The organism is Nocardia sp. CA-119907 (genome assembly GCF_050955995.1).
GTDB lineage: Bacteria > Actinomycetota > Actinomycetes > Mycobacteriales > Mycobacteriaceae > Nocardia.
This window is the reverse complement of the sequence record NZ_CP192091.1, coordinates 900,744-920,562: the sequence shown is the minus strand read 5'-3', so window position 1 is coordinate 920,562 and position 19,819 is coordinate 900,744. Positions and strand designations below refer to the sequence as shown.

Below are 19,819 nucleotides of genomic sequence, written 5' to 3'. Positions count from 1 at the left end.
AGCTAATGTGGTTGTGGTTCGCGCGACGGGCGGAGGTACTGGTGCCGGAACGATCGAAGGTGGCAAGGGCAGGTTTTATCGCGGGACGATTCGGTGAGTTTCCGGTGCGGTGGAATCAGGGTCGGCTCGGCCAGGGTCTGCAGGACCAACTCGCGCGCATCTCTCGCAGCCCCTTCGGCCCGAGCGAGGAAGAGCTGCGGGCCAATCTGGCCGGTGAGGCAAGTGCCGAGGCGGCGCTGTCGCTGCACGACGCCGAACTCGCCGAGGCCGATGTCGAGGCGGCCGGGCCCGAGGTGCCACGTGACCTGACCGCGGCCGCGTTCTTCGATGTCGACAACACCATGGTGCAGGGTGCGTCGATCGTGCATTTCGCCCGCGGACTGGCCGCGCGCAAATACTTCAAGACCTCCGATCTGGTGGACGTCGCCTGGAAACAGGTGAAGTTCCGGGTCACCGGCAAGGAGAACAGCACCGATATGGCCGCGGGCCGGGAGAAGGCACTCGCGTTCATCGCGGGCCGCCCGACCGCCGAACTGGCCGCCCTCGGCGAGGAGATCTACGACGAGATCATCGCCGACAAGATCTGGCCGGGGACAAGGGCTCTGGCACAGATGCACCTGGACGCGGGGCAGCAGGTATGGCTGGTTACCGCGACACCGGTCGAGTTGGCGCAGGTGATCGCCAAGCGGCTCGGGCTGACCGGGGCGCTCGGCACGGTCGCCGAGAGCGTGGACGGGAAGTTCACCGGACGGCTGGTCGGCGACATTCTGCACGGTCTCGGCAAGGCCCATGCGGTGCGCACGCTGGCAATCCGAGAGGGCTTGAACCTCAAGCGCTGTACGGCCTACTCCGACAGCCACAACGATGTGCCGATGCTGTCGCTGGTCGGCACCGCGGTGGCGATCAATCCGGATTCGGACCTGCGCGAGGTGGCGAAGAACCGCGGCTGGGAGATCCGCGACTTCCGTACCGGGCGCAAGGCCGCCAAGATCGGCGTGCCGACGGCGCTGGCGCTCGGTGCCGCCGGTGGCGCGGTCGCCGCGGCGGTCACCCGACGCCGCGAGCACTGATCACCCCGCACCGTCGCCCCTGCGAACGCCGGAATCCAGTGCGGTCGAGGGGTTTCCGGACTGGGTCCCGGCGTTCGCCGGGACGACGGGTCAGGCGAACGTCCGGATCGTCCGCTAACCCGTGAACGGGTTGCGACGCTTGGTGAGCAGTTTGTAGAGCGTCTGCTGGATGGTTTCGCGGACCTGGTCGGTGACCTCGAACATGGTCATCGGATCGTCGGCCGCCTCGGCCTCGTAGCCAGTGGTCGGGATGGGCTCGCCGAATTCGATGTACCACTTGGACGGCAGCGGCAGCGCGCCGAGCGGGCCCAAATGCGGGAACAGCGGAGTCACCGGGAAATACGGCAGATTGAGCAGTCGGGCCAGCGGCTTGATATCGGCCAGCTTCGGGTAGATCTCCTCGGAGCCGACGATCGAGCACGGGATGATCGGCGTACCCGTCCGCACCGCCGCGGCGACGAAGCCACCGCGACCGAAGCGCTGCAGCTTGTACCGGTCGGTGAACTGCTTACCGACGCCCTTGAAACCCTCGGGGAAGACACCGGTCAATTCGCCGGCGCGCAAAAGCCTTTCGGCATCCGGACGGCAGGCCAGGGTGTGACCCGCCTTGCGGGCGAGCACGCCGAGCACCGGCATCTCGAAGATGAGGTCGGCGGCCAGCAGGCGCAGTGCGCGTTCCTTCGGATGCCGATCGTGGACCGCCAGTTGCAGCATCAGTCCGTCGAGTGGAACCGTGCCCGCGTGGTTGGCGACGATCAGCGCACCGCCCGCCTCCGGAATGTTCTCGATCCCGTTGACCTGCACCCGGAACCAGAAATCCGAGAGCGGGCGCAGCGTGGGCAGGATGAGCGATTCGAGCAGATGCTCGTCGAAACCGAATTCGTCGACCTGATAGTCACCGGTCATGCGGCGACGCGCGAATTCCGCGGTGCTGCGGATCTGCCTGCCGACGGCGCCGCGCAGCATCTCCGATAGGGACTGCGGCGCGGGCGGTTCGTTCGCGGCCAGACGTTCGGTCAGCGAGGTCACCACCTGGCTCGGCGTTGCCTCGCCGGTCACCGGCTCCGGCCAGCGCCGGGGCGCGGTTCGCTGGCGCGTTTCTACGTTCAGATCGTGGAGTTGGATGACTTTGGCTACGTCATTCATGAATGTGCTCCCGTACCGGCCCCCAACAGGCCGAGCAGTTTATGTTCTGCGGCATCGATCCAGGCGGGATCGATGACGGGCCGCGACGCTGCGCCCCCGATGAAGTCGTCGAATGCCTGCACCGTCGTCCAGCGCGGTACGAACCCGAGCTCGGTGCGCATGCGGGTGGTGTCAAGGCCACAGCCGAAATGGAAATAGTCGAGCTGTTCACTGGTGAAATCACGCATGATCGGCCCCATGAGCGCGCGACCCGCGGTGCGGAACACAATCCACGGGATCGGCAGCTCGATGCGGCCAGCGCGCCGGATGGCCTGCGATAGCGCCAGCGCGCCGTCACCGGCGATGTTGTAGGTGCCGCCGGGTGCGTGCCGGGCGGCGTGCGCCATCGCGGCGATGGCGTCCTCCTCGTGCAGCAACTGCAGCCTGGCATCGCGGCCGAAGACCGTCGGCGCGACCGGCGAACGCAGATACTGCACACCACGCCCGGCGAGGCGCGGGCCGACAATGGGTGCCAGACGCAAAATGGCGGTGGCGATATCGGGGCGGCGCCGACCGAGTCCGCGAACGAATCCCTCGATTTCGATCATGTCCCGAGCAAACCAACCGCTCGGTGGCGTTCGCGCGCTCATTTCCTCGGTGAATTTCGCGGGATCCTTCGCGCTGCATCCGTAGACCGCGGAGGTCGAACGCACCACCACCCGGCGCACCGAAGGCGATTTCTGACAGACCGCGAGCAACTGCATGGCGCCGAGGACATTGAGATCCTTCATCACCGCCCGGCCACCACCGGCCGGCGGATGCGCGACCATCGACGCGTGCACAACGGTATCGACCTCATTGCCGCCGATTACCTTGCGAATCAAGGGATTTCGAATATCGGCGCGAATGAACTCGGCGCGGCCCATGCGCCGTTGCAGGTCACGACCAGGGGTCATGGTGTCGACGGCCAGGATGCGTTCGATGTTCTGATCCTGGGCCAGCCGCGCGACCACGTTGCCGCCGAAGAATCGGCTGGCACCGGTCACCATCACCACCTTGGGTGTATGTCCATCCCGTACCTCAGAACCCACCGCACCGGATCCCAACTGTGACAGCCCCCCTATTCCATGACTGCGGTACCAGCGTAACTGGTCGATTCGGATACGCCGGGATTATTAACCAGGTTCTAACGATGACTTCAGTCACCCGATACACGAGCAACTTTCAAAATTCGCTGTTTCAAAAAGAAAAGCCCGCCACCAATCGGTGACGGGCCTCCCAGCTAACGCGCGGCTCTTACTTGCCGAGTTTGCGCCGCTGAACACGCGTGCGGCGAAGCAGCTTGCGGTGCTTCTTCTTCGACATGCGCTTGCGGCGCTTCTTGATCACAGAACCCATAGGGTCGTCCTCGCGTTCTCTCTACTCGGCGCGCACGCCAATCACGTACGCCTGTTTCAGCGTCCGCGCCGCCAGCAGGCACCGGACACCACAAAGCGGTGCCGCCAGGCAGGCGCACACGAACCGAGGGTTCATCCTACCGGGACACCGACAAGCGGATGAAATCGCCTCATCCAGCGTCGAAGTAGGACGTCTCCAGGTAGTCGTGGACCGCTTTGGCATGCACCCGGAACGAGCGACCGACCCGCACGGCGGGCAACTCACCCGAGTGCACCAGCCGATAGACGGTCATCTTGGATACCCGCATTAGATTCGCAACCTCGGCGACGGTGAGGAACTGGGTACCACCGCCGAGCACCGACTGCGTCGGAGACGTCGAGCCGCCTTGCGTCCGGGAACCAGCCCGGCCACCCGATGGTCCTGAGCTACCTGGCGACGTCCCTGAGCTATTTGCAGACATCTTGTTAGACATCATTGCACCACTGACCTCCGGCACGTCCGCGCCGCCAGCTTCCCCACCGGCGGAACAGACACGCACGTGCTCCTTGAAGCTTAGCGGGACCAGTGGGATTACTGCGACGGGTGTGAGAAATCAGGTTTACATGCAGGGAACCGACCGGTCACCCTGAATATGCGCTGAGTTTGATTTCGGTCACCCGTACTACCCCCTAGGGGTTACGCGACGCCAAGCGCTTCGCTGTGTTCGATTCGCGGCATTCCCGGAGCCCTCCGCGGTCATGCCGCGCTACCGCCACCGTGCCCGTCGTTCGCACCCTGCTCCGCCGACCTTTGCTTGGCGGCGTGCAATGCCTCCAGAAAGGCCGAGCGCACCCCGCCCCGCTCCAATTCGCGCACCGCGGCGGCGGTGGTGCCCGCCGGAGAGGTCACGGCCGCACGTAGCTCGACGGCAGTCTGCCCGGACCCCTCCAGCAGCGCGGCCGAGCCGATCATCGTCTGCACCACGAGTTGGGTGGCGACGTCGCGGGTCAGGCCGAGTCCGACGCCCGCATCGATCATGGCCTCGACCACCAGGAAGAAGTACGCGGGTCCGGAGCCCGAGACCGCGGTCACCGCATCCATCTGCGCCTCGGTCACGGTGGCCACCTTGCCGACCGCGGCGAGCAATTCGGTCACCTGGGCCAGCTGTTCGGCGCGGGCGTAGCGGCCCGGCGCGAGCACACTCATGCCCTGGCCGACCAGCATCGGGGTATTCGACATCACCCGCACCACCGGGAATCCGGCGGGCAGCTTGTTCTCCAGGCGCGCCGTCGGCACACCCGCCGCCAACGACACCAGGATCTGATCCCGGTCGCTGTCGAGCTCGGCCTTGGCCAGCTGGGTCAGCACGGTATCCACGTCACCCGGCTTGACCGCGATGACCAGGATATCCGCGCCGACGATCGCGTCGGCGATCGAATCGGTCACCCGCACGCCGAGCCGGTCAGCGATCAGCTCGGCGCGATCCGGATGGGTCTCCACGACGACCAGATCCCTGGCCGCCCGTCCCGATTCCAGCAACCCGGCGATCAACGCCTCGCCGATGCGACCGCCACCGATCACCGCAACTCTCGTCATAGGACTAAAGGCTAATCGCGCGGCAATATCGCCGCGGCGCTGGGGAACCGGTGCCGGTGCGGAAACCCCGTGCTAACGCTGCTGCGGCACCAGCGCGAGCTGACGGCTCTGGGCCACGACCGCACCGGTGGAGTCCAGGACCAGCTGGTCCTCGTCGAACATGCGGCCGCCGACCTCTTGGCTGGTCGCGATGATCCGCAGCCAACCCGGAGCCGGCCGCCGGCGCAGGTAGGTGGTCATCTGCACGGTCGGAGCCCAGCCGACGTGGCCCAGGTTGATCGGAACCGGCGGGCTCATATCGGCCGACATCATCGCGAAGTACATGGCGACATCGGGGTCCTGCTGGTCGCCGTCGAAGGGATGCATCCACAGACGCAGACGCGGTTCCCCCTTCGCGCCGTCGAGGAATGACGCCCAGGAACGGTCGAGGTACAGGTCGGCGCCCTGGGCGACATGGACGAGCTTGCCCATCGACGAGCCCCGGTACCCGATCGCGTCGGCGGGCGGTGCGACCGGCATATCGCCGTGTTGCGGCGCGTAGATCGGCTCGACGTCATCGAGGTGGCCGAAGGTGAAGGAGGTGCGCACCAGCTTGCGCCCCTGCTGGATGAGGTTCACATCGACCAGGCAGATCTGGCGACCCACCTTGCTGATGTGCACCTCGAATTCGACCTCGCCCGGTTCGGGGGCACCGAGGAAATCGGAACTCGCCGCGATGGGGGCCATCGCCACCAGGGCCGGATCTGAGGCGCGCAGCCAGCGGGTCGCGGCCGCAGCGCTGGCCGCGACCATGGTGCCACCGTGCACCTTCGGGCCGATGGTCCAGATCTTATCGATGAAGCCCAGGTAGCGGCCGGTTTCGGGAGCGGCCGACAGCAGTTCGGTCAGGGTGACCACCCGGCTGAAGGGTGCATTGCTGGCGACGGCTTGCGGGTTGTTGGCAGCGACACCACCAGCGGCGGTTCGCTCGAGATCGGCGGTCAGCTCCGGCATCGTCACTCCTGTCGTCGGTCGGCCGCACAAGCGGGTCGCGGCGTTCGTACAGCGTAAACGAGCCGGATCGCGGTTCGAATTCCCCTCTGCCGGGAGATCGGTGCAAGATCACAGCCCGGCGCGGGGATCCGCAGCTCGGCGTCGGATCAAACCCGGTTCACGTGCCTCGGTGCTGGCGCGGGGGCGGGTGCGTTGAGGTGCTGTCTGGCGAAGGCCAGCGTGCGGTGCAGCATGCCGGCGCGGTCCGGGGTGGTGCGGGCGTTCTGGGTATTGATCTCGGCGATCGCGTGCCCGGCGAAACCGGATCGGACCAAGGCCGCGCACAGCTCGGCGCACGGCTGGGTGCCCTCGCCGGGTACCAGATGTTCATCGTGCGCCGCGCCGCGGCCGTCGGCGAGATGCAGGTGGGCCAGGCCGTGACCCATCCGCGCGGCCAGTGCCAGCGGGTCCGTGCCAGCGGTCGCGGTATGCGAAAGGTCGAGGGTGTAGTGCCGGAATCCGGTATCGGTCGGATCGTAGGAGGGACTGAACGCGGTCAGCCCGGGTCCGGGTCCGCCGCGGCGCTCGAGCCGCTTCGCCGAACCGGCGCCGCGACCGAACAGGGTATCCGCGCGCATGGGGAACATGTTCTCCACCGCGACGATGACGTGGCTGTGCTCCTCCAACTCCGCGACCTGGTCGGCGAAGCCCTGCGCATAGCGGCGCTGCCAGCGGAACGGCGGATGTACCACCACGGTGCTAGCGCCGAGCGCCTCGGCGGTGCGCACGCTGCGCTCGAGTTTGGCCACCGGATCCGAACCCCATACCCGCTGGGAGATCAGCAGGCACGGTGCGTGGATGGCGAGTACCGGCATGTCGTATTTGCGGGAGTATGCCTGGATCGTGGCGATGCTCTGACTGGCCGGTTCGGCCCAGACCATCAATTCGATTCCGTCGTAACCGATTTCGGCCGCATATCGGAACGCCGCCTCGGTGTTCTGCGGATACACCGAGGCCGTCGAGAGGCCGACGAGAATCTGCTGCCTATCGGGCTCGCCGATAGGGTGGGGTTCGGTGTGCACGTCCTGATCCGGCGCGGGCCCCCGCACCGCGCTGTCCGCCCTGATGTCGTCCGCCTGCCCGATGTTCCCCACAGCTGCTCCCTGCTCAGTTCGTACTGAGAAGAAAGGCTAGCGGTCCCAACGTGACAAAGATGCCTACGACGACGGCGATCACCGTACTGAGGATGTCATCGGTGCGTCGCAATATGCGCACCAATGCCACCAGGCCGAGGATCACGATCATCGCCAGGCACAGCGCCACCCAGGGCAGCATTTCCCACATGCGCTCGAAGCCCTTGAACAGCAACATTCCGGCGACCGCCGCGCCGGTGCTCTGACCACCGAGAATCATCCACTGGCGGCGATTGGCGTCGTAGTCCGCCTTCCGTGCTCGCCGCGAGCGGCGCGGGAACGATGTCGCATAGGAATGTTCCGAATCCGAGTCGGCGTCGAAATCGTCGTCGTCGTAATGCGAATCGGCGTCGTGATCGTCGAGGGCATCACCCGTCGGGAACGGTTCGTACACATCGGTTCGACCGTCGTATCCATCAGCCAGATCGGTAGGTGCCGGACCGGCGTCACGTTTCGATCGGCCACGCCGACCGCGCCCGTTCGCGCGCTCGGCCCGTTCGACGCCGTCGCGCAGCAGATCGCCCGCCACGGTCTGGCCGGAGACGAGCGGTTGATCCTGACTGGCCAGTGACCACGCGGCCGTGGGTATGCCCTCGGACTCGGGTGCGTTGTTCTTCGGCGGTACATGTCTTCGCACCGACCACGCGGGCAATCCGCCGTCGGCCGGTCCGCGCGCACCATCGCGCCGTGCGGATCTTCGCTGCTCGGATTCGGCATCGACACCGCGATTCGCGGTCCGGTCCGGAGCCTGCGATCTCGACGGACCGTCCGGCAGCGGCAGCGGTGCCGACTCGGGCGCGAAGCCATTGGTGGACGGTGACCACCCCGCGGTCGAAGGTCCGGCTTGCGCCTCGGCCTCCGCGGCGCGCCGTCGGGCGGCCCGGCCACCGGTTCTCGATCCGTTCCGCTGCGGTTCGGGTGCATCCGCGCGGCGGCCGATATCGTGCAGCGGCCGGACCTCGGTGGTCTCCTCCACCGGTTCGGCGTGCCGGTGTCGACGTCCGGTGCGTCCCGAGTCCGCGGCGGGTGTGCCATCCGACAGCGGTGACGCGTACGGGTCCGGTGCCGGGGCATAGAGATCCGATAGCGGCGCGGACAACGGATCCGCGGGCGCCGAGTGCCACGATGGCGCCACATCCCGGCTCGGCATTTCCCGCCCCGGCATGACCCGGCTGGACCATCCGGGTGCCGGCGATGGATCGGCTTCCGGAGCGGCATAGGTCGAAAGCGGGTCGTATCTGGTGATCGGCCCCGACATCGGCGAGTAGTTGGGCAGTTCGGGCGCGGGCGGCGCATACGGTTCCGGCGCGGCATACGAAACCGGTTCCGGCGGCGCGGCGTACGAAACCGGTTCGGGCGCAGGCGTTTCGAAACCGGCGGAGCCATAGCCGCCGGACTCGAATCCGGCCGGCCGATAGCCGGAAACGTCGTACCCGGTGGATTCGTACGCCGGTGGTTCGTACGCCGGTTCCTCATCGGCCTCGGGTGCGGCGTGCGCCGAATGGCCACCACCGCCGCCGACCGGAATGGCCGGGAGGTCACCGGTCAGCTCGGCCACCGAGATGCCGCGGCCACCACGCCGCCGCCGACCGCCGCCTCCGGATGAGGCCGCGCCCTGCGCACCGTTGCGTGCCAGCAGCTCGGCAACCGATAGCTGCTTGGAATCCTCACTCATGACGACACCGTTTCGATCGGGCCCGATAGACCGCCGCCGGGTACCGGCTTACCGCTAGCGTCCACGACAGCACCCGGCAATGCCGTGGCCCTCGGTCCGCCGTTCATATCGGTATCCAGTTTGCGCAGGATGAGCCCCTCGCGCAGTGCCCACGGACAAATCTCGAGGGTATCCAGCGATAGTGCCCGCATACTCGCCTCCGCGACCAATGCGCCAGCCACCAATTGCTGTGACCGATCGGAACTTACGCCTTCCAATTCTGCACGGTCCGCCGCCGTCATTCTCGATATGAAGGCAATCAGTTGGCGCAGACCTGAGCTGGTGAGTGTACGGCGCACCCGCAGCCCGGCCGAAGAGGGTGCCGCTCCGGTGAGCCGGGCAAGGGACCGGAAGGTCTTCGATGTCCCCACCGCGAGATCCGGTTTACCTGCATCCAGCAGCTGTTTCGTCGGCGTGACCAGTTCCGCGTCGAGCCAATCGCGCAGTACCGAGACTCGGCGCTTGCCCGGCGGATCCTCGCGCAGCCATTCCCTCGTCAACCGTCCGGCGCCGAGTTGCAGCGAGAGTGCGACATCGGGTTCCTCGTCACCGCCGTTGGTCATTTCCAGTGAGCCGCCGCCGATGTCGAGGTTCAGGATCCGCCCCGCGCTCCAGCCGTACCAGCGGCGCACCGCGAGGAAGGTCAGCCGAGCCTCGTCGACACCGGAGAGCACCTGCAGCTCGACACCGGTCTCGGCCCGGACCCGAGAGAGGACTTCATCGGAGTTGGTCGCCTCGCGCAGCGCGGAGGTAGCGAACGGCATCAGCTCGACGCATCTGGATGTCTCGGCGATGCTGGCGAATTCGGCGACCGTCGCGATCAGGCGTTCGGCCCCTTGGACGGTGATGCGGCCCTCGCCGTCCATGTTCTCCGATAGCCGTAGCGTGGCCTTTGTCGAGCTCATGGGCATCGGGTGACCACCACGATGGGCGTCCACCACGAGCAGGTGGACGGTATTGCTTCCGACATCGAGAACCCCAAGCCGCACATGAACACGGTACTGGGTGAACCGGCACTTTAGACCAGGCGACTGAACTGTTAGCGTCCTGAGGTGTGACGGTAGGCGCAGCAGTGAGTGAGCGGGGCGAGCGAACCAGCAAGCACAGCGCGGCGCCGCGCACGACGGAGCCGAGCGCCAGCGAGGCGCAGTCGTGAGCGGCTCCAAGAGGCCCCGACCAGCGGGGAAAATCGATCCGGCGCCGGAGGTCGATCTCGACTTTCCCCGGGAATGGATCGAGTTCGTCGATCCAGCAAACGACGAGCATGTGATCGTCGCCGATTTGACGTGGCTGCTGTCGCGCTGGACGTGCGTCTTCGGCACTCCGGCATGCCAGGGAATTCTGAGCGATCGCCCCGATGACGGCTGCTGCTCGCACGGCGCGTTCCTCTCCGATAAAGACGACCGCAAGCGCCTGACCAATGCTGTGAAAATGCTCACACCCGGGGACTGGCAGCTGATGGACCAGGCGACCGACGACGAGGGCAAGATCACCAAGAAGGGCTATCTCGAGCTCGACGAACTGGAGGACGAGCCCGCGCTGCGCACCCGCCGATTCGACGGCGCGTGCATCTTCCTGAACCGGCCCGGCTTCGCGGGCGGCGTCGGCTGCGCACTGCACACCATGGCGCTGCGCAAGGGCATCGAACCGCTCGAGGTGAAGCCGGACGTGTGCTGGCAGCTGCCGATCCGGCGCACCCAGGATTGGGTCGAGCGCCCCGACGGTGTGCAGATCCTCGAGACCACCATCACCGAATACGACCGGCGCGGCTGGGGTCCGGGCGGCGAGGACCTGGATTGGTACTGCTCCGGCTCCCCCGACGCACACGTCGGCGCCCGTCCGGTCTGGCAGTCCTATGCCCCCGAGCTCAAGGAACTGCTCGGCGTACCCGCCTACGAGGAGCTGGCCAGGCACTGCAAACGCCGCGAGGGCCTGGGGCTCATCGCGATCCATCCGGCGACCGTGCACGCCGATCGGATGAAACCCGAAGCGCACATCACAGACCAGTCAGCGTGAGGTTTGCATGACGGGCCATTCACCTACCCGCCATGCGAGCTTCACCCAGATGCGGTTGGATGTGCGGTCATGTTGAAGAAAGCACTCGCCCTGACCACGATCGCGCTCGGTGCCACCGTCGCGCTGACCGGTGCCGCGCACGCGGAACCCAATGGTGACCCGGCCAAATACGCCGATTTCACCGCCGACTTCCTGCCCGCGAACACCCCCGACGCGATCAACGCCCAGGCGAATGGCAAGAACCTGATCATGAGCCCGTACGGCATCAGCCGTACCATCGCCTGCCGCGGCACCAGCGCGGCCGATGTCTACGACTGCATGCAGGAAGACGATCTCGGCTGGATCACCCTGCGCAAGAACGATCTCCCCGGCCTCGGCCCCACCTGGGTTTACCTGCCCTGATTTCTCTCCCGACGTAGCGTGCAGCCGAGGTTGTCGGGGCCTCGGCGGCGGCGCCCGTCATCAATTCGCGGTAATTCGCCGCCGTACGCCGTTCGCCACAGCTCCCCGGGCGGACGATCCGTACGGCGGGCACGCCCCACTAGCGCCGATCAGGCCTCGAGCTTGTAACCGAGGCCACGCACCGTCACCAAATGCTCCGGCTTGGCCGGATCGCCCTCGATCTTCGAGCGCAGCCGCTTGACGTGCACGTCGAGGGTCTTGGTATCACCGACATAATCGGCACCCCAGACCCGGTCGATCAGCTGGCCGCGGGTCAGCACCCGGCCGGAGTTGCGCAGCAGGTACTCGAGCAGATCGAATTCCTTGAGCGGCAGGGTGACCTGCCTGCCGTTGACGTGCACGGTGTGGCGGTCGACATCCATGCGCACCGGTCCGGCCTCGAGCACACCGCTCTCATTGCCGCCGTCCAGCTCATCGCCGGCGCCGCGGCGCAGCACCGCCCGGATGCGGGCGATCAGTTCGCGTGCCGAGTACGGCTTGGTGACGTAGTCGTCGGCGCCGAGTTCCAGACCGACCACCTTATCGATCTCGCTGTCCCGCGCGGTCACCATGATCACCGGGACGCCACTGCGAGTACGCAGCTGTTTGCACACATCGGTGCCGCTCATACCGGGCAGCATCAGGTCGAGCAGCACGATATCGGCACCGGAGCGGTCGAATTCGGCGAGCGCGGACGGTCCATCACCGACCACGGTGACCTCGAAGCCCTCCTTGCGCAGCAGGAACGCGAGCGGATCGGCCAGCGACTCCTCATCTTCGACGATCAGAACACTCGTCATCTGCGTGCCTCCACACCATTTGGTCTACCCGGCCCCGTGGGGCGCGGGTGTGTTTCTCTCATGCTCACCACGGCGCCGTCGACTTCTTCCTCGCCGCCGGATTCGTGGTGGGCAGGTATTCGCAGGGTGAACGTCGATCCGGTGCCCAGCTTGCTCCACAGGGTGATCTCACCGTTGTGGTTGGCTGCCACGTGCTTGACGATAGCCAGGCCGAGCCCGGTACCGCCGGTGGCGCGCGAGCGGGCCTTATCGGATCGGAAGAAGCGCTCGAACACCCGCTCCTGGTCTTCCTTGGCGATGCCGATACCGCGATCGGTCACCGCCATCGCGACGTGATCGCCGCGCAGTGAGCGGCTCACCGAAACATGGGAGCCTGTCGGCGAGTACGCGATGGCGTTCTCCACCAGGTTGGACAGCGCGGTAACGAGCAGCGTTTCGTCGCCGAGCACCTCGAGTCCACTCGGACGATCGGTGCTGACGGTGATACCAGCGGCCTCGGCGGCGGTGCGGGAGCGGTCGACCGCCTGCATCACCACGGTGTCGACGTCCACCACCTCGAGTTCGGGTAGCTTTTCCGCACCCTGTAGCCGCGATAGCGCGATCAATTCGGTCACCATCTTGCCCAGGCGTCGGGATTCGCCGAGTACCCGCTGACCGAAGTGCCGGACCGCCTCGGGATCCTCCGCCGATTCCAGCATGGCCTCGGCCAGCAGGCTCATCGCGCCGACGGGGGTTTTGAGTTCGTGGCTGACATTGGCGACGAAGTCCCGGCGGGTGGCCTCCATCCTGGCCTGCTCGGAATCGTCGTCGGCGAACAGCACGGTGAAGCTGGTCTCTTCGCGTGATAGCTGCCTGGCCACTCCGCGCACCGCGATCCGGCTGCGGCCGGGCATCGGATTCTTGGCGGTGAGATCGAATTCGGCGGACTCGCCGGTGGCGAGCACCTTCTCCACCGCCGCCCAGGCGCGCTCGTCGAGCAGCCGGTTGCGGACCAGGCCGAGTTCCTCTGCGCGCGGGTTGACCAGCACCACATCGCGGTACTCGTCGACGACGGCGATACCGCTCTCGGAGGCGAGCACGATCAGGTCGAGGACCTGGGACATGGTGAGGCCGGAATCTGCCTGCCTGCGGGCGGCCTGCCTGGCGTTCACGAACGGGATAAGTAGCCCGCCGACTGCCAGGCCGACGACAGCCGCGAGGACTGCCAGAAGGACGGCCTGGGGAACACTCACCCTTGAATCGTACGGTCGCCGACCGACAACCCAACTCGGGGTACGCGAAGTTTCGCGCAGGTCATGGGTACTTCCAGCCTTGTTAGCCGCTCGTTTACGAGTTGTTCTCCCCCGCCGCACCGAGCATCAGTCGTCTGCGCCCGCCATCGCCGTGCCGACCGCACGACCGTGCTTGTCCACCCATTCACCCAGGGCATAGATCGGGGTCAGCAGGTCGCGTCCGGCTTCGGTGAGTTCGTACTCGACGCGCGGCGGGGCCTCGGCGTAGCGGCGGCGCTCGATGAGGGTCATGGACTCCATCCGGCGCAGGGTCTGGGTCAGCATCTTCTGGCTGATGCCGCCGATGGCCGCGCGGAGTTCGCCGGGACGCATCGGACCATCGCGCAGCATATAGACGATGACCGTGAGCCAGCGGTTGCCGAACAGGTCGACACCGAGTCGGGCCGGGCAGTCGGCCTCGTAATCGCCGTAGGGCGCGAATTCCACCGGCTGTGCGGATTCGACGGTCATGGCACCAGCCTGCCACCGCCGTTGCGCACCTTCGGGTGCCTATCGGAATCCCTAGCGTCGCTTCCGGATACATCCCGAGCTAGGAGTTGATATGCGAATCGGAATCATCGGGGCCGGAGCGATGGCGAAGGCGCTGGGCGGTGGCTGGGCCGCGGCCGGACACGAGGTCGTCATCGGTGCGCGGTCCCGCGTGGCAGCGGACGAGCTGGCGGCAACTATCGGGCACGGAGCACGCGGTGGAAGTATCGGCGCGGCGGCCGAATTCGGGGCGATCGTATTGCTCGCGATACCGGTAAGCGCCCTTGACGAAGTGCTCGGCGAAATCGGCGGCTCACTCGCCGGACGAACGGTGATCGACTGCACCAATGCGTTCCTGCCGGACGAGGCCGCGCCGGAGGGGGTGCTGGCCTTCGTACTGTCCGAGGACGCCGTGGCCGCTCGCATCGCGGCGACGGTTCCGGATGCGCATGTGGTGAAGGCGTTCAATGTCTGTGCGGCCGAAGTGTGGGAATCGGACACCCGTGTCTTCGAGAACAGCAGGCTGGCGGTCCCGATCTGCGGCGACGACGCGGATGCGGTGCGGCAGGTCGCCGTGCTGGCCGAAGATCTCGAGCTGCAACCGCTTTCGGCGGGCGGACTGCATCGCGCAAAGTACCTCGAGGCCACCTCGGTATTCACCGTCGGCCTCTGGTTCGCCGGTGCGGATGCCCGCGCGATCTTCCCGCCATTGACGGCGGCATTCGCCGTGGCCGACTAGGCGCCGATCGGCCCAGGTCCGAGCGCGCACAACCGCCCAGACGCGGGTTCGAGCATGAATGCGCGCGAAGTGCACGCTCGGGCGGGATTCGACTTACCAGCCGGGTTCCACGCACCGGGTATCGACGAAACTCGGCGCCTTCGGATCCGAGCAACGCGCCGCGACCGATGCCGGTCGCGGCGCGTTGTCGGCCTGAGCCGACGGAGATGCTTATTTGCCGCCCTGGCTGGCGACGGCCGCGGCACCCGCGGCGGCGGCCTCGGGGTCGAGGTATTCGCGCGGGCGAACCGGGCGCAGGTTCTCGTCGAGTTCGTAGCGCAGCGGGATGCCGGTGGGGATGTTCAGGCCCGCGATATCGTCATCGGAGATCTGGTCCAGGTGCTTGACCAGTGCGCGCAGCGAGTTGCCATGTGCCGCAACGAGAACGGTCTTGCCGGAGAGCAGGTCCTTGGAGATGGTCGACTCCCAGTACGGGACCATCCGGTTCACCACGTCGAGCAGGCATTCGGTCTTCGGGACATCGATGCCCTGGTAGCGCGGGTCGCCCTCCTGGCTGTACTCGTTCGCCGGATCGATCGGCGGCGGCGGGGTGTCGTAGCTGCGCCGCCACAGCATGAACTGGTCGTCGCCGTACTGATCGCGGACCTGCGTCTTGTTCTTGCCCTGCAGATCGCCGTAGTGACGCTCGTTCAGGCGCCAGTCGCGCACGACCGGGATCCAGTGCCGGTCGGCGGCGTCCAGCGCGATATTCGCGGTGCTGATCGCGCGCCGCAGCACGGAGGTGTAGACGATATCGGGCAGAATGCCGTGTTCGGCCAGCAGTTCCCCGGCGCGCTTCCCCTCGGCCATGCCCTTATCGGTCAGGTGCACATCCACCCAGCCGGTGAACAGGTTCATGGCATTCCATTCGCTCTCGCCGTGGCGCAGCAGCACGAGGGTGTACGTCATGCCCGCCATTCTGGCATGTGCGCGAACCGCGCTCGCACCCGTTCCCGCCGGTCAACCGACCACTCAGGAGATGGCGTCGGCCGTATCGTGCCCCGCGGCCAGGACGCCGGCACCAACGAGGGTGGCGCCGTTGGTGATTCGGGACGGCACCACCCGCAGGTCGCGCAGGAAGTCCAAGCCGGCGTGCCGGGTCAGCGCCGCACGCAGCGGATCCCAGAGCGGTTCACCCGATTGCGCGAAACCGCCGCCGATCACCACCCGATCGATATCGAGTGTCGAGGCAGCAGAGGCGATGGCCGTGCCGAGCGCCGTTCCGGCCCGGTGCAGCGCGGCGAGCGCGATCTCGTCACCGGAGTGCGCGGCCTTCGCGAGTCCGGCGCCGGTTTCGCCGCGCCAGCCCTGCTCACGCGCCCAACGCACCGATGACATGCCGCTGGCGATCGCCTCCACACAGCCGACGCCGCCGCATTCGCACGGCACATCCCAGCCCGGCACCACGATATGCCCGACATGCCCCGCATTGCCGGTGCGGCCGAGCACTACGCGGCCATCGGCGATGATGCCGCCACCGATACCGGAGGAGACCGTCATCGCCAACCCGTTCGGCACCCCGCGCAGCGCACCGACATGATGTTCGGCCAAGGCCAGGCAGGCGCCATCGATGGCGAATCGCACCGCGGCGGCAGGAAAGAGCCGCTGTACCTCGGCGACGATCGGAAAGCCCGACTTCCATTCCGGAATGTTGAGCGGACCGGTGACACCGGTCCGCACATCGACCGGTCCGGCCGAACCGATTCCGATCGCCGAGACCGTCGCATCCCCCGCCACCTCGCGCAACAGCTCGCGGCACGCAGGCCACACCGATTCGCGCGGCACATCGACGCGCCGCACATCGCGCACCTTCCGACCCGCGTAGACCACCCCGACGGCGAACTTCGTGGCACCGATATCCAGAGCAAGAACCATCATCGTCGTGCGGCCTCCTGTACCTCGCGGCCCATTCACACAAATGCGCCACAGCGCGATTGTCGCCTACACCGGACGTGTCGGTGCGCGATCGCTCAGGGCTGGTCCGCGGCTTCGACCAGGTGCTCGAAGGCGCGCAGGTTCTTGAGCGATTCGCCGCGCGAGACCCGCCACTTCCATTCCTTCCGAATGGACTCGGCGAAGCCGAGTTCGAGCAGGGTGTTGAAGTCGGCGTCCACGGCCTCGAGGATCTGGCCGAAGATCCGGTCCAGTTCGTCGGGGGTGACGGCGTGGGTGGACATGCGGCCGACCAGATAGATATCGCCGACGCGGTCCAGGGTGTAGGCCACGCAGTAGAGGCGGCGGTTGCGCCGCAGCAGGAATTTGTAGACGCCCTCGAAGTTCTCATCGGGCTTGCGGCAGACGAACGATTCGATCCGCACGCCGTGCTTGCCGACGGTGAGCATCACGGTGGTCTGGAGTTTGCGCTCGCCGGGCAGGACGACGACGAAGGTGTCCTGGCTCGGGTGGGTGTACTCGATCTCCCGGTCCCGCAGCGTTTGGTCGATCAGCTGCGCGGTCGCGGACATACTCATCGGTGCGCTCCCGTCCGGCGCCGCCACAGCGCCCGCGATCTGGCCTGACTGCTCTCGCCGAGCAGCCCAGCGCTGCGTTCACCAGCGAGGCTAGCGCGTTCACCGGGCAGTTCGGCCCGCGCGCTGTCGAGGACCAGGCTGCGCCGCGCGCTGAAACCCGAGCGGATCGCACGGAAATCGGCCAGCGCCGCGGAGTAACTGGCGAGCAGTCCGTCGGCGGTGTGTTTCCAGGAGAAGTTCGCGGCGTGCTCGACCGCGCGCAGACCCATCCGACCCAGTCGCCCGGCATCGTCGAGCAGGTGGCCGAGGGCGTCGGCCCAGTCCGGCGTCCGGTGTCCCGGGACCAGCAGACCGGTCTCACCATCGCGCACCGCGGTGCCGAGTCCGCCGACATCGGCCGCGAGCACGGGGGTGCCGCTGGCCTGTGCCTCGATGGCGACCAAACCGAACGATTCGTTGTAGCTGGGCACCGCGACCAGATCGGCCGCCCGGTACACCTGGACCAGCCGGTCCGGCGGCTGCGGCGGCAGGAAGGTGACGTGGTCGGCGATGCCGAGCGCGGCGGCGAGTTCGATCAGCGCATCCGGACGCTCCAGTCCGCTCCCGGACGGTCCGCCGACGATGAGCACCCGCAGCTTGCGCGCCGGATTCCGGTGCAGCAGTTCCGCGGCGGCCCGGACCAGCACATCGGGCGCCTTGAGCGGCTGGATGCGGCCGATGAACGCGACGATCTGCTCGTCGGCGCGCAGGCCCAATTCGGCTCTGGCGGCGGCCTTTTCACCCGGACGGTAGCGGGTCAGGTCCGCACCGGGCGGCACCACGTCGATGCGCTCCGGATCGGCGCCGTACAGCTCGACGAGCTGACGCGCCTCCTCCGCGGTATTGGCGACCATCCGGTCGGCCTCGGCGATCACCTGCTTCTCGCCGATCTCCCTGGTCGCGGGTTCGGGACAGTCCCCTTCGGCCAGCGCCGCGTTCTTGACCGCGGCCAACGTGTGCGCGGTGTGCACCAGCGGGACCCGCCAGCGGTCGCGCGCCAGCCAACCGACCTGACCGGAGAGCCAGTAATGCGAATGGACTAGGTCGTAGTGGCCGGGTAGATGTCCGGCCTCCTGGCGCAGCACCTCGGCGGTGAACGGGCACAGCTGCGTCGGCAGGTCGCGCTTGTCCAGTCCCTCGAACGGACCGGCCACCACATTGCGCACCAAGACCCCGGGGGCCGCCTCCTGGACCGGCGGAACGTTCGAGGAGGTGGCCCGGGTGAATATCTCGACCTCGGTGCCGCGTCGGGCCAGCTGAACAGCGGTTTGCAGCACGTAGACGTTCATGCCGCCCGCATCGCCGGTCCCCGGTTGGGCCAGTGGTGAGGTGTGCACCGATAGCACGGCAATCCGATTGGGCCGTAGGTCCGGGCGTTGACTCACACTTCCATAGTGCACGGTGCATCACCGAACTCAGACGCCGTATCCGAGCCAAGTGACAGCTGTCACAGCGCTTCGTGAGGCTTCTCACGCGCCGGTGCGCCTATCCGCCCGGCTCGAGCACGGCACCAAGTCTGTTCGAGCCGGGCGCACGGCGCCAGCGAATTTCGGACGGCTAACTCAGACCGTCGATGAACGCGCCGACCTCGGCGACGAACCGGGCGCGATCCTCGATGAACAGCCCGTGCTGCGCTTCCTCCCAGAACGAGGCGCGGGCATCGGGCACGGCGTCGACGATGTAGCGCCCGTTCTCGATCGGCACCACCGGATCCTTTGTCCCGTGCAGGACCAGCACCGGAATGTCGAGGGTGCGCAGCGTTTCGGTGTTGTCGACGGTGCGGTAGAACAGCGCCTTGCGCACCCGAGGCGGTGTGGACAGGCTCGCCCCGAAGATCCGCTGCGCATCGACACCCTTATCCGGGCCCGGCCCGGTATTGGCATTGCCGAAGGCACCGAATGCGCGCAGCGCACGTCCGGCACTCTCCTCGAAGACGCCCGGCATGGCCTCCCGCATGGCCGAACCGGTCTCCGCGCCGGGCGCACGGCCGATGTTGGCCATCGAACCCGAGTAGATGACGCCCGCGACCGCGCCGGTGCCGTAGGCCGTCAGATAGTCGGTGAGCACGATGCCGCCATAGGACCAGCCGAGCAGTACCGCCCCGGTTTCGACACCCTCGGCCGCCAGCACCGCGGCGATATCGGCGGCCCAATTCTTCGGATCGTCGTAGCCGGTCTCCGGCGCGTCGGAATAGCCGTGACCGCGCAGGTCGACGGCGATCACGCGGAAGCGCTCGGCCAGCTCGTCCGCGGCCGCACCCCAGCACTGCAGGTTGGCCGACCAACCGTGCACCAGCACCAGCGGCCTGCCCGCCGCCGGGCCGCTGACCCGATAGACGATGTTGGTTCCGTCCGCACTGACCGCATCCCGAATAGCCATGCCACCGAGGCTAGTAGCGCCCCTGCCCGGCGGCGTGATCCGGGCAACAGCCGGGCTCGCCAGCAAATGTGGAGCGCGGCGACTGCTT

21 protein-coding genes are annotated in these 19,819 nt (G+C 67.1%); 4 read left to right on the top strand and 17 right to left on the bottom strand.

Annotation, left to right across the window (positions count from 1 at the left end):
- Positions 1–59: 59 nt before the first annotated feature.
- The gene (locus ACQP2D_RS04370; protein ID WP_433685526.1) at positions 60–1,070 is read left to right on the top strand and encodes an HAD family hydrolase; all 1,011 of its coding nucleotides are present in this window, start codon (positions 60–62) and stop codon (positions 1,068–1,070) included.
- A gap of 114 nt (positions 1,071–1,184) precedes the next feature.
- Here ACQP2D_RS04370 and ACQP2D_RS04365 read toward each other — a convergent pair whose 3' ends face one another.
- The 9 genes from ACQP2D_RS04365 to ACQP2D_RS04325 form a co-directional block, all read right to left on the bottom strand.
- The gene (locus tag ACQP2D_RS04365; RefSeq protein ID WP_433682438.1) at positions 1,185–2,216 is read right to left on the bottom strand and encodes a lysophospholipid acyltransferase family protein; all 1,032 of its coding nucleotides are present in this window, start codon (positions 2,214–2,216) and stop codon (positions 1,185–1,187) included.
- A complete protein-coding gene (locus ACQP2D_RS04360) occupies positions 2,213–3,244 on the bottom strand; it encodes an NAD-dependent epimerase/dehydratase family protein (protein WP_433685525.1) in 1,032 nt (343 codons plus the stop codon). Before ACQP2D_RS04360 ends, ACQP2D_RS04365 begins: the two co-directional genes overlap by 4 nt.
- A 247-nt stretch (positions 3,245–3,491) precedes the next feature.
- Positions 3,492–3,593 carry a 30S ribosomal protein bS22 gene (locus ACQP2D_RS04355; protein ID WP_003402602.1) on the bottom strand — a complete coding sequence of 34 codons (102 nt, stop codon included), beginning with the start codon at positions 3,591–3,593 and terminating at the stop codon, positions 3,492–3,494.
- Positions 3,594–3,762: 169 nt separating this feature from the next.
- The gene (locus tag ACQP2D_RS04350) at positions 3,763–4,053 is read right to left on the bottom strand and encodes a helix-turn-helix domain-containing protein (RefSeq protein WP_433682437.1); all 291 of its coding nucleotides are present in this window, start codon (positions 4,051–4,053) and stop codon (positions 3,763–3,765) included.
- 275 nt (positions 4,054–4,328) lie between these two features.
- Complete coding sequence (gene proC / locus ACQP2D_RS04345; protein WP_433682436.1) at positions 4,329–5,168, bottom strand: pyrroline-5-carboxylate reductase; 840 nt, start codon at positions 5,166–5,168, stop codon at positions 4,329–4,331.
- A 72-nt stretch (positions 5,169–5,240) separates the two neighbouring features.
- On the bottom strand, positions 5,241–6,152 hold the full coding sequence (locus ACQP2D_RS04340; protein WP_433685524.1) for a thioesterase family protein: 912 nt from the start codon (positions 6,150–6,152) through the stop codon (positions 5,241–5,243).
- 155 nt (positions 6,153–6,307) lie between these two features.
- Entirely contained in the window at positions 6,308–7,201 is an 894-nt protein-coding gene (locus ACQP2D_RS04335; RefSeq protein WP_433685523.1) for a sugar phosphate isomerase/epimerase family protein, read from the bottom strand.
- A 106-nt stretch (positions 7,202–7,307) separates the two neighbouring features.
- Entirely contained in the window at positions 7,308–9,008 is a 1,701-nt protein-coding gene (locus ACQP2D_RS04330) for a hypothetical protein (RefSeq protein WP_433682435.1), read from the bottom strand.
- Positions 9,005–10,036 (bottom strand): hypothetical protein, encoded by a 1,032-nt coding sequence (locus tag ACQP2D_RS04325; RefSeq protein WP_433682434.1) that lies wholly within the window; start codon positions 10,034–10,036, stop codon positions 9,005–9,007. Before ACQP2D_RS04325 ends, ACQP2D_RS04330 begins: the two co-directional genes overlap by 4 nt.
- A gap of 163 nt (positions 10,037–10,199) precedes the next feature.
- Between ACQP2D_RS04325 and ACQP2D_RS04320 the strand changes: the two genes are divergently transcribed.
- The gene (locus ACQP2D_RS04320; RefSeq protein WP_433682433.1) at positions 10,200–11,063 is read left to right on the top strand and encodes a hypothetical protein; all 864 of its coding nucleotides are present in this window, start codon (positions 10,200–10,202) and stop codon (positions 11,061–11,063) included.
- 69 nt (positions 11,064–11,132) lie between these two features.
- Complete coding sequence (locus tag ACQP2D_RS04315; RefSeq protein WP_433682432.1) at positions 11,133–11,465, top strand: hypothetical protein; 333 nt, start codon at positions 11,133–11,135, stop codon at positions 11,463–11,465.
- Positions 11,466–11,614: 149 nt separating this feature from the next.
- Here ACQP2D_RS04315 and ACQP2D_RS04310 read toward each other — a convergent pair whose 3' ends face one another.
- From ACQP2D_RS04310 to ACQP2D_RS04300, 3 genes are all read right to left on the bottom strand, one after another.
- Positions 11,615–12,304, bottom strand: a complete 690-nt coding sequence (locus ACQP2D_RS04310) for a response regulator transcription factor (RefSeq protein WP_040696229.1) — start codon at positions 12,302–12,304, stop codon at positions 11,615–11,617.
- Positions 12,301–13,536, bottom strand: coding sequence for a sensor histidine kinase (locus ACQP2D_RS04305; RefSeq protein ID WP_433682431.1), 1,236 nt, complete (start codon positions 13,534–13,536; stop codon positions 12,301–12,303). Before ACQP2D_RS04305 ends, ACQP2D_RS04310 begins: the two co-directional genes overlap by 4 nt.
- A 126-nt stretch (positions 13,537–13,662) precedes the next feature.
- Complete coding sequence (locus tag ACQP2D_RS04300; RefSeq protein ID WP_433682430.1) at positions 13,663–14,046, bottom strand: winged helix-turn-helix transcriptional regulator; 384 nt, start codon at positions 14,044–14,046, stop codon at positions 13,663–13,665.
- A gap of 91 nt (positions 14,047–14,137) precedes the next feature.
- Between ACQP2D_RS04300 and ACQP2D_RS04295 the strand changes: the two genes are divergently transcribed.
- Positions 14,138–14,803 (top strand): NADPH-dependent F420 reductase, encoded by a 666-nt coding sequence (locus tag ACQP2D_RS04295; RefSeq protein ID WP_433682429.1) that lies wholly within the window; start codon positions 14,138–14,140, stop codon positions 14,801–14,803.
- A 210-nt stretch (positions 14,804–15,013) separates the two neighbouring features.
- On the opposite strand, the gene ACQP2D_RS04290 is transcribed toward ACQP2D_RS04295, so the two are convergent.
- From ACQP2D_RS04290 to ACQP2D_RS04270, 5 genes are all read right to left on the bottom strand, one after another.
- A complete protein-coding gene (locus tag ACQP2D_RS04290) occupies positions 15,014–15,760 on the bottom strand; it encodes a phosphoglyceromutase (RefSeq protein WP_354956905.1) in 747 nt (248 codons plus the stop codon).
- A gap of 54 nt (positions 15,761–15,814) precedes the next feature.
- The gene (locus ACQP2D_RS04285) at positions 15,815–16,720 is read right to left on the bottom strand and encodes an ROK family protein (protein ID WP_433682428.1); all 906 of its coding nucleotides are present in this window, start codon (positions 16,718–16,720) and stop codon (positions 15,815–15,817) included.
- 92 nt (positions 16,721–16,812) lie between these two features.
- Entirely contained in the window at positions 16,813–17,307 is a 495-nt protein-coding gene (locus tag ACQP2D_RS04280) for a YbjN domain-containing protein (protein ID WP_433685522.1), read from the bottom strand.
- A gap of 2 nt (positions 17,308–17,309) precedes the next feature.
- On the bottom strand, positions 17,310–18,737 hold the full coding sequence (gene mshA, locus ACQP2D_RS04275; RefSeq protein ID WP_433682427.1) for a D-inositol-3-phosphate glycosyltransferase: 1,428 nt from the start codon (positions 18,735–18,737) through the stop codon (positions 17,310–17,312).
- A 172-nt stretch (positions 18,738–18,909) separates the two neighbouring features.
- Complete coding sequence (locus ACQP2D_RS04270) at positions 18,910–19,731, bottom strand: alpha/beta fold hydrolase (RefSeq protein ID WP_433682426.1); 822 nt, start codon at positions 19,729–19,731, stop codon at positions 18,910–18,912.
- Positions 19,732–19,819 lie beyond the last annotated feature (88 nt).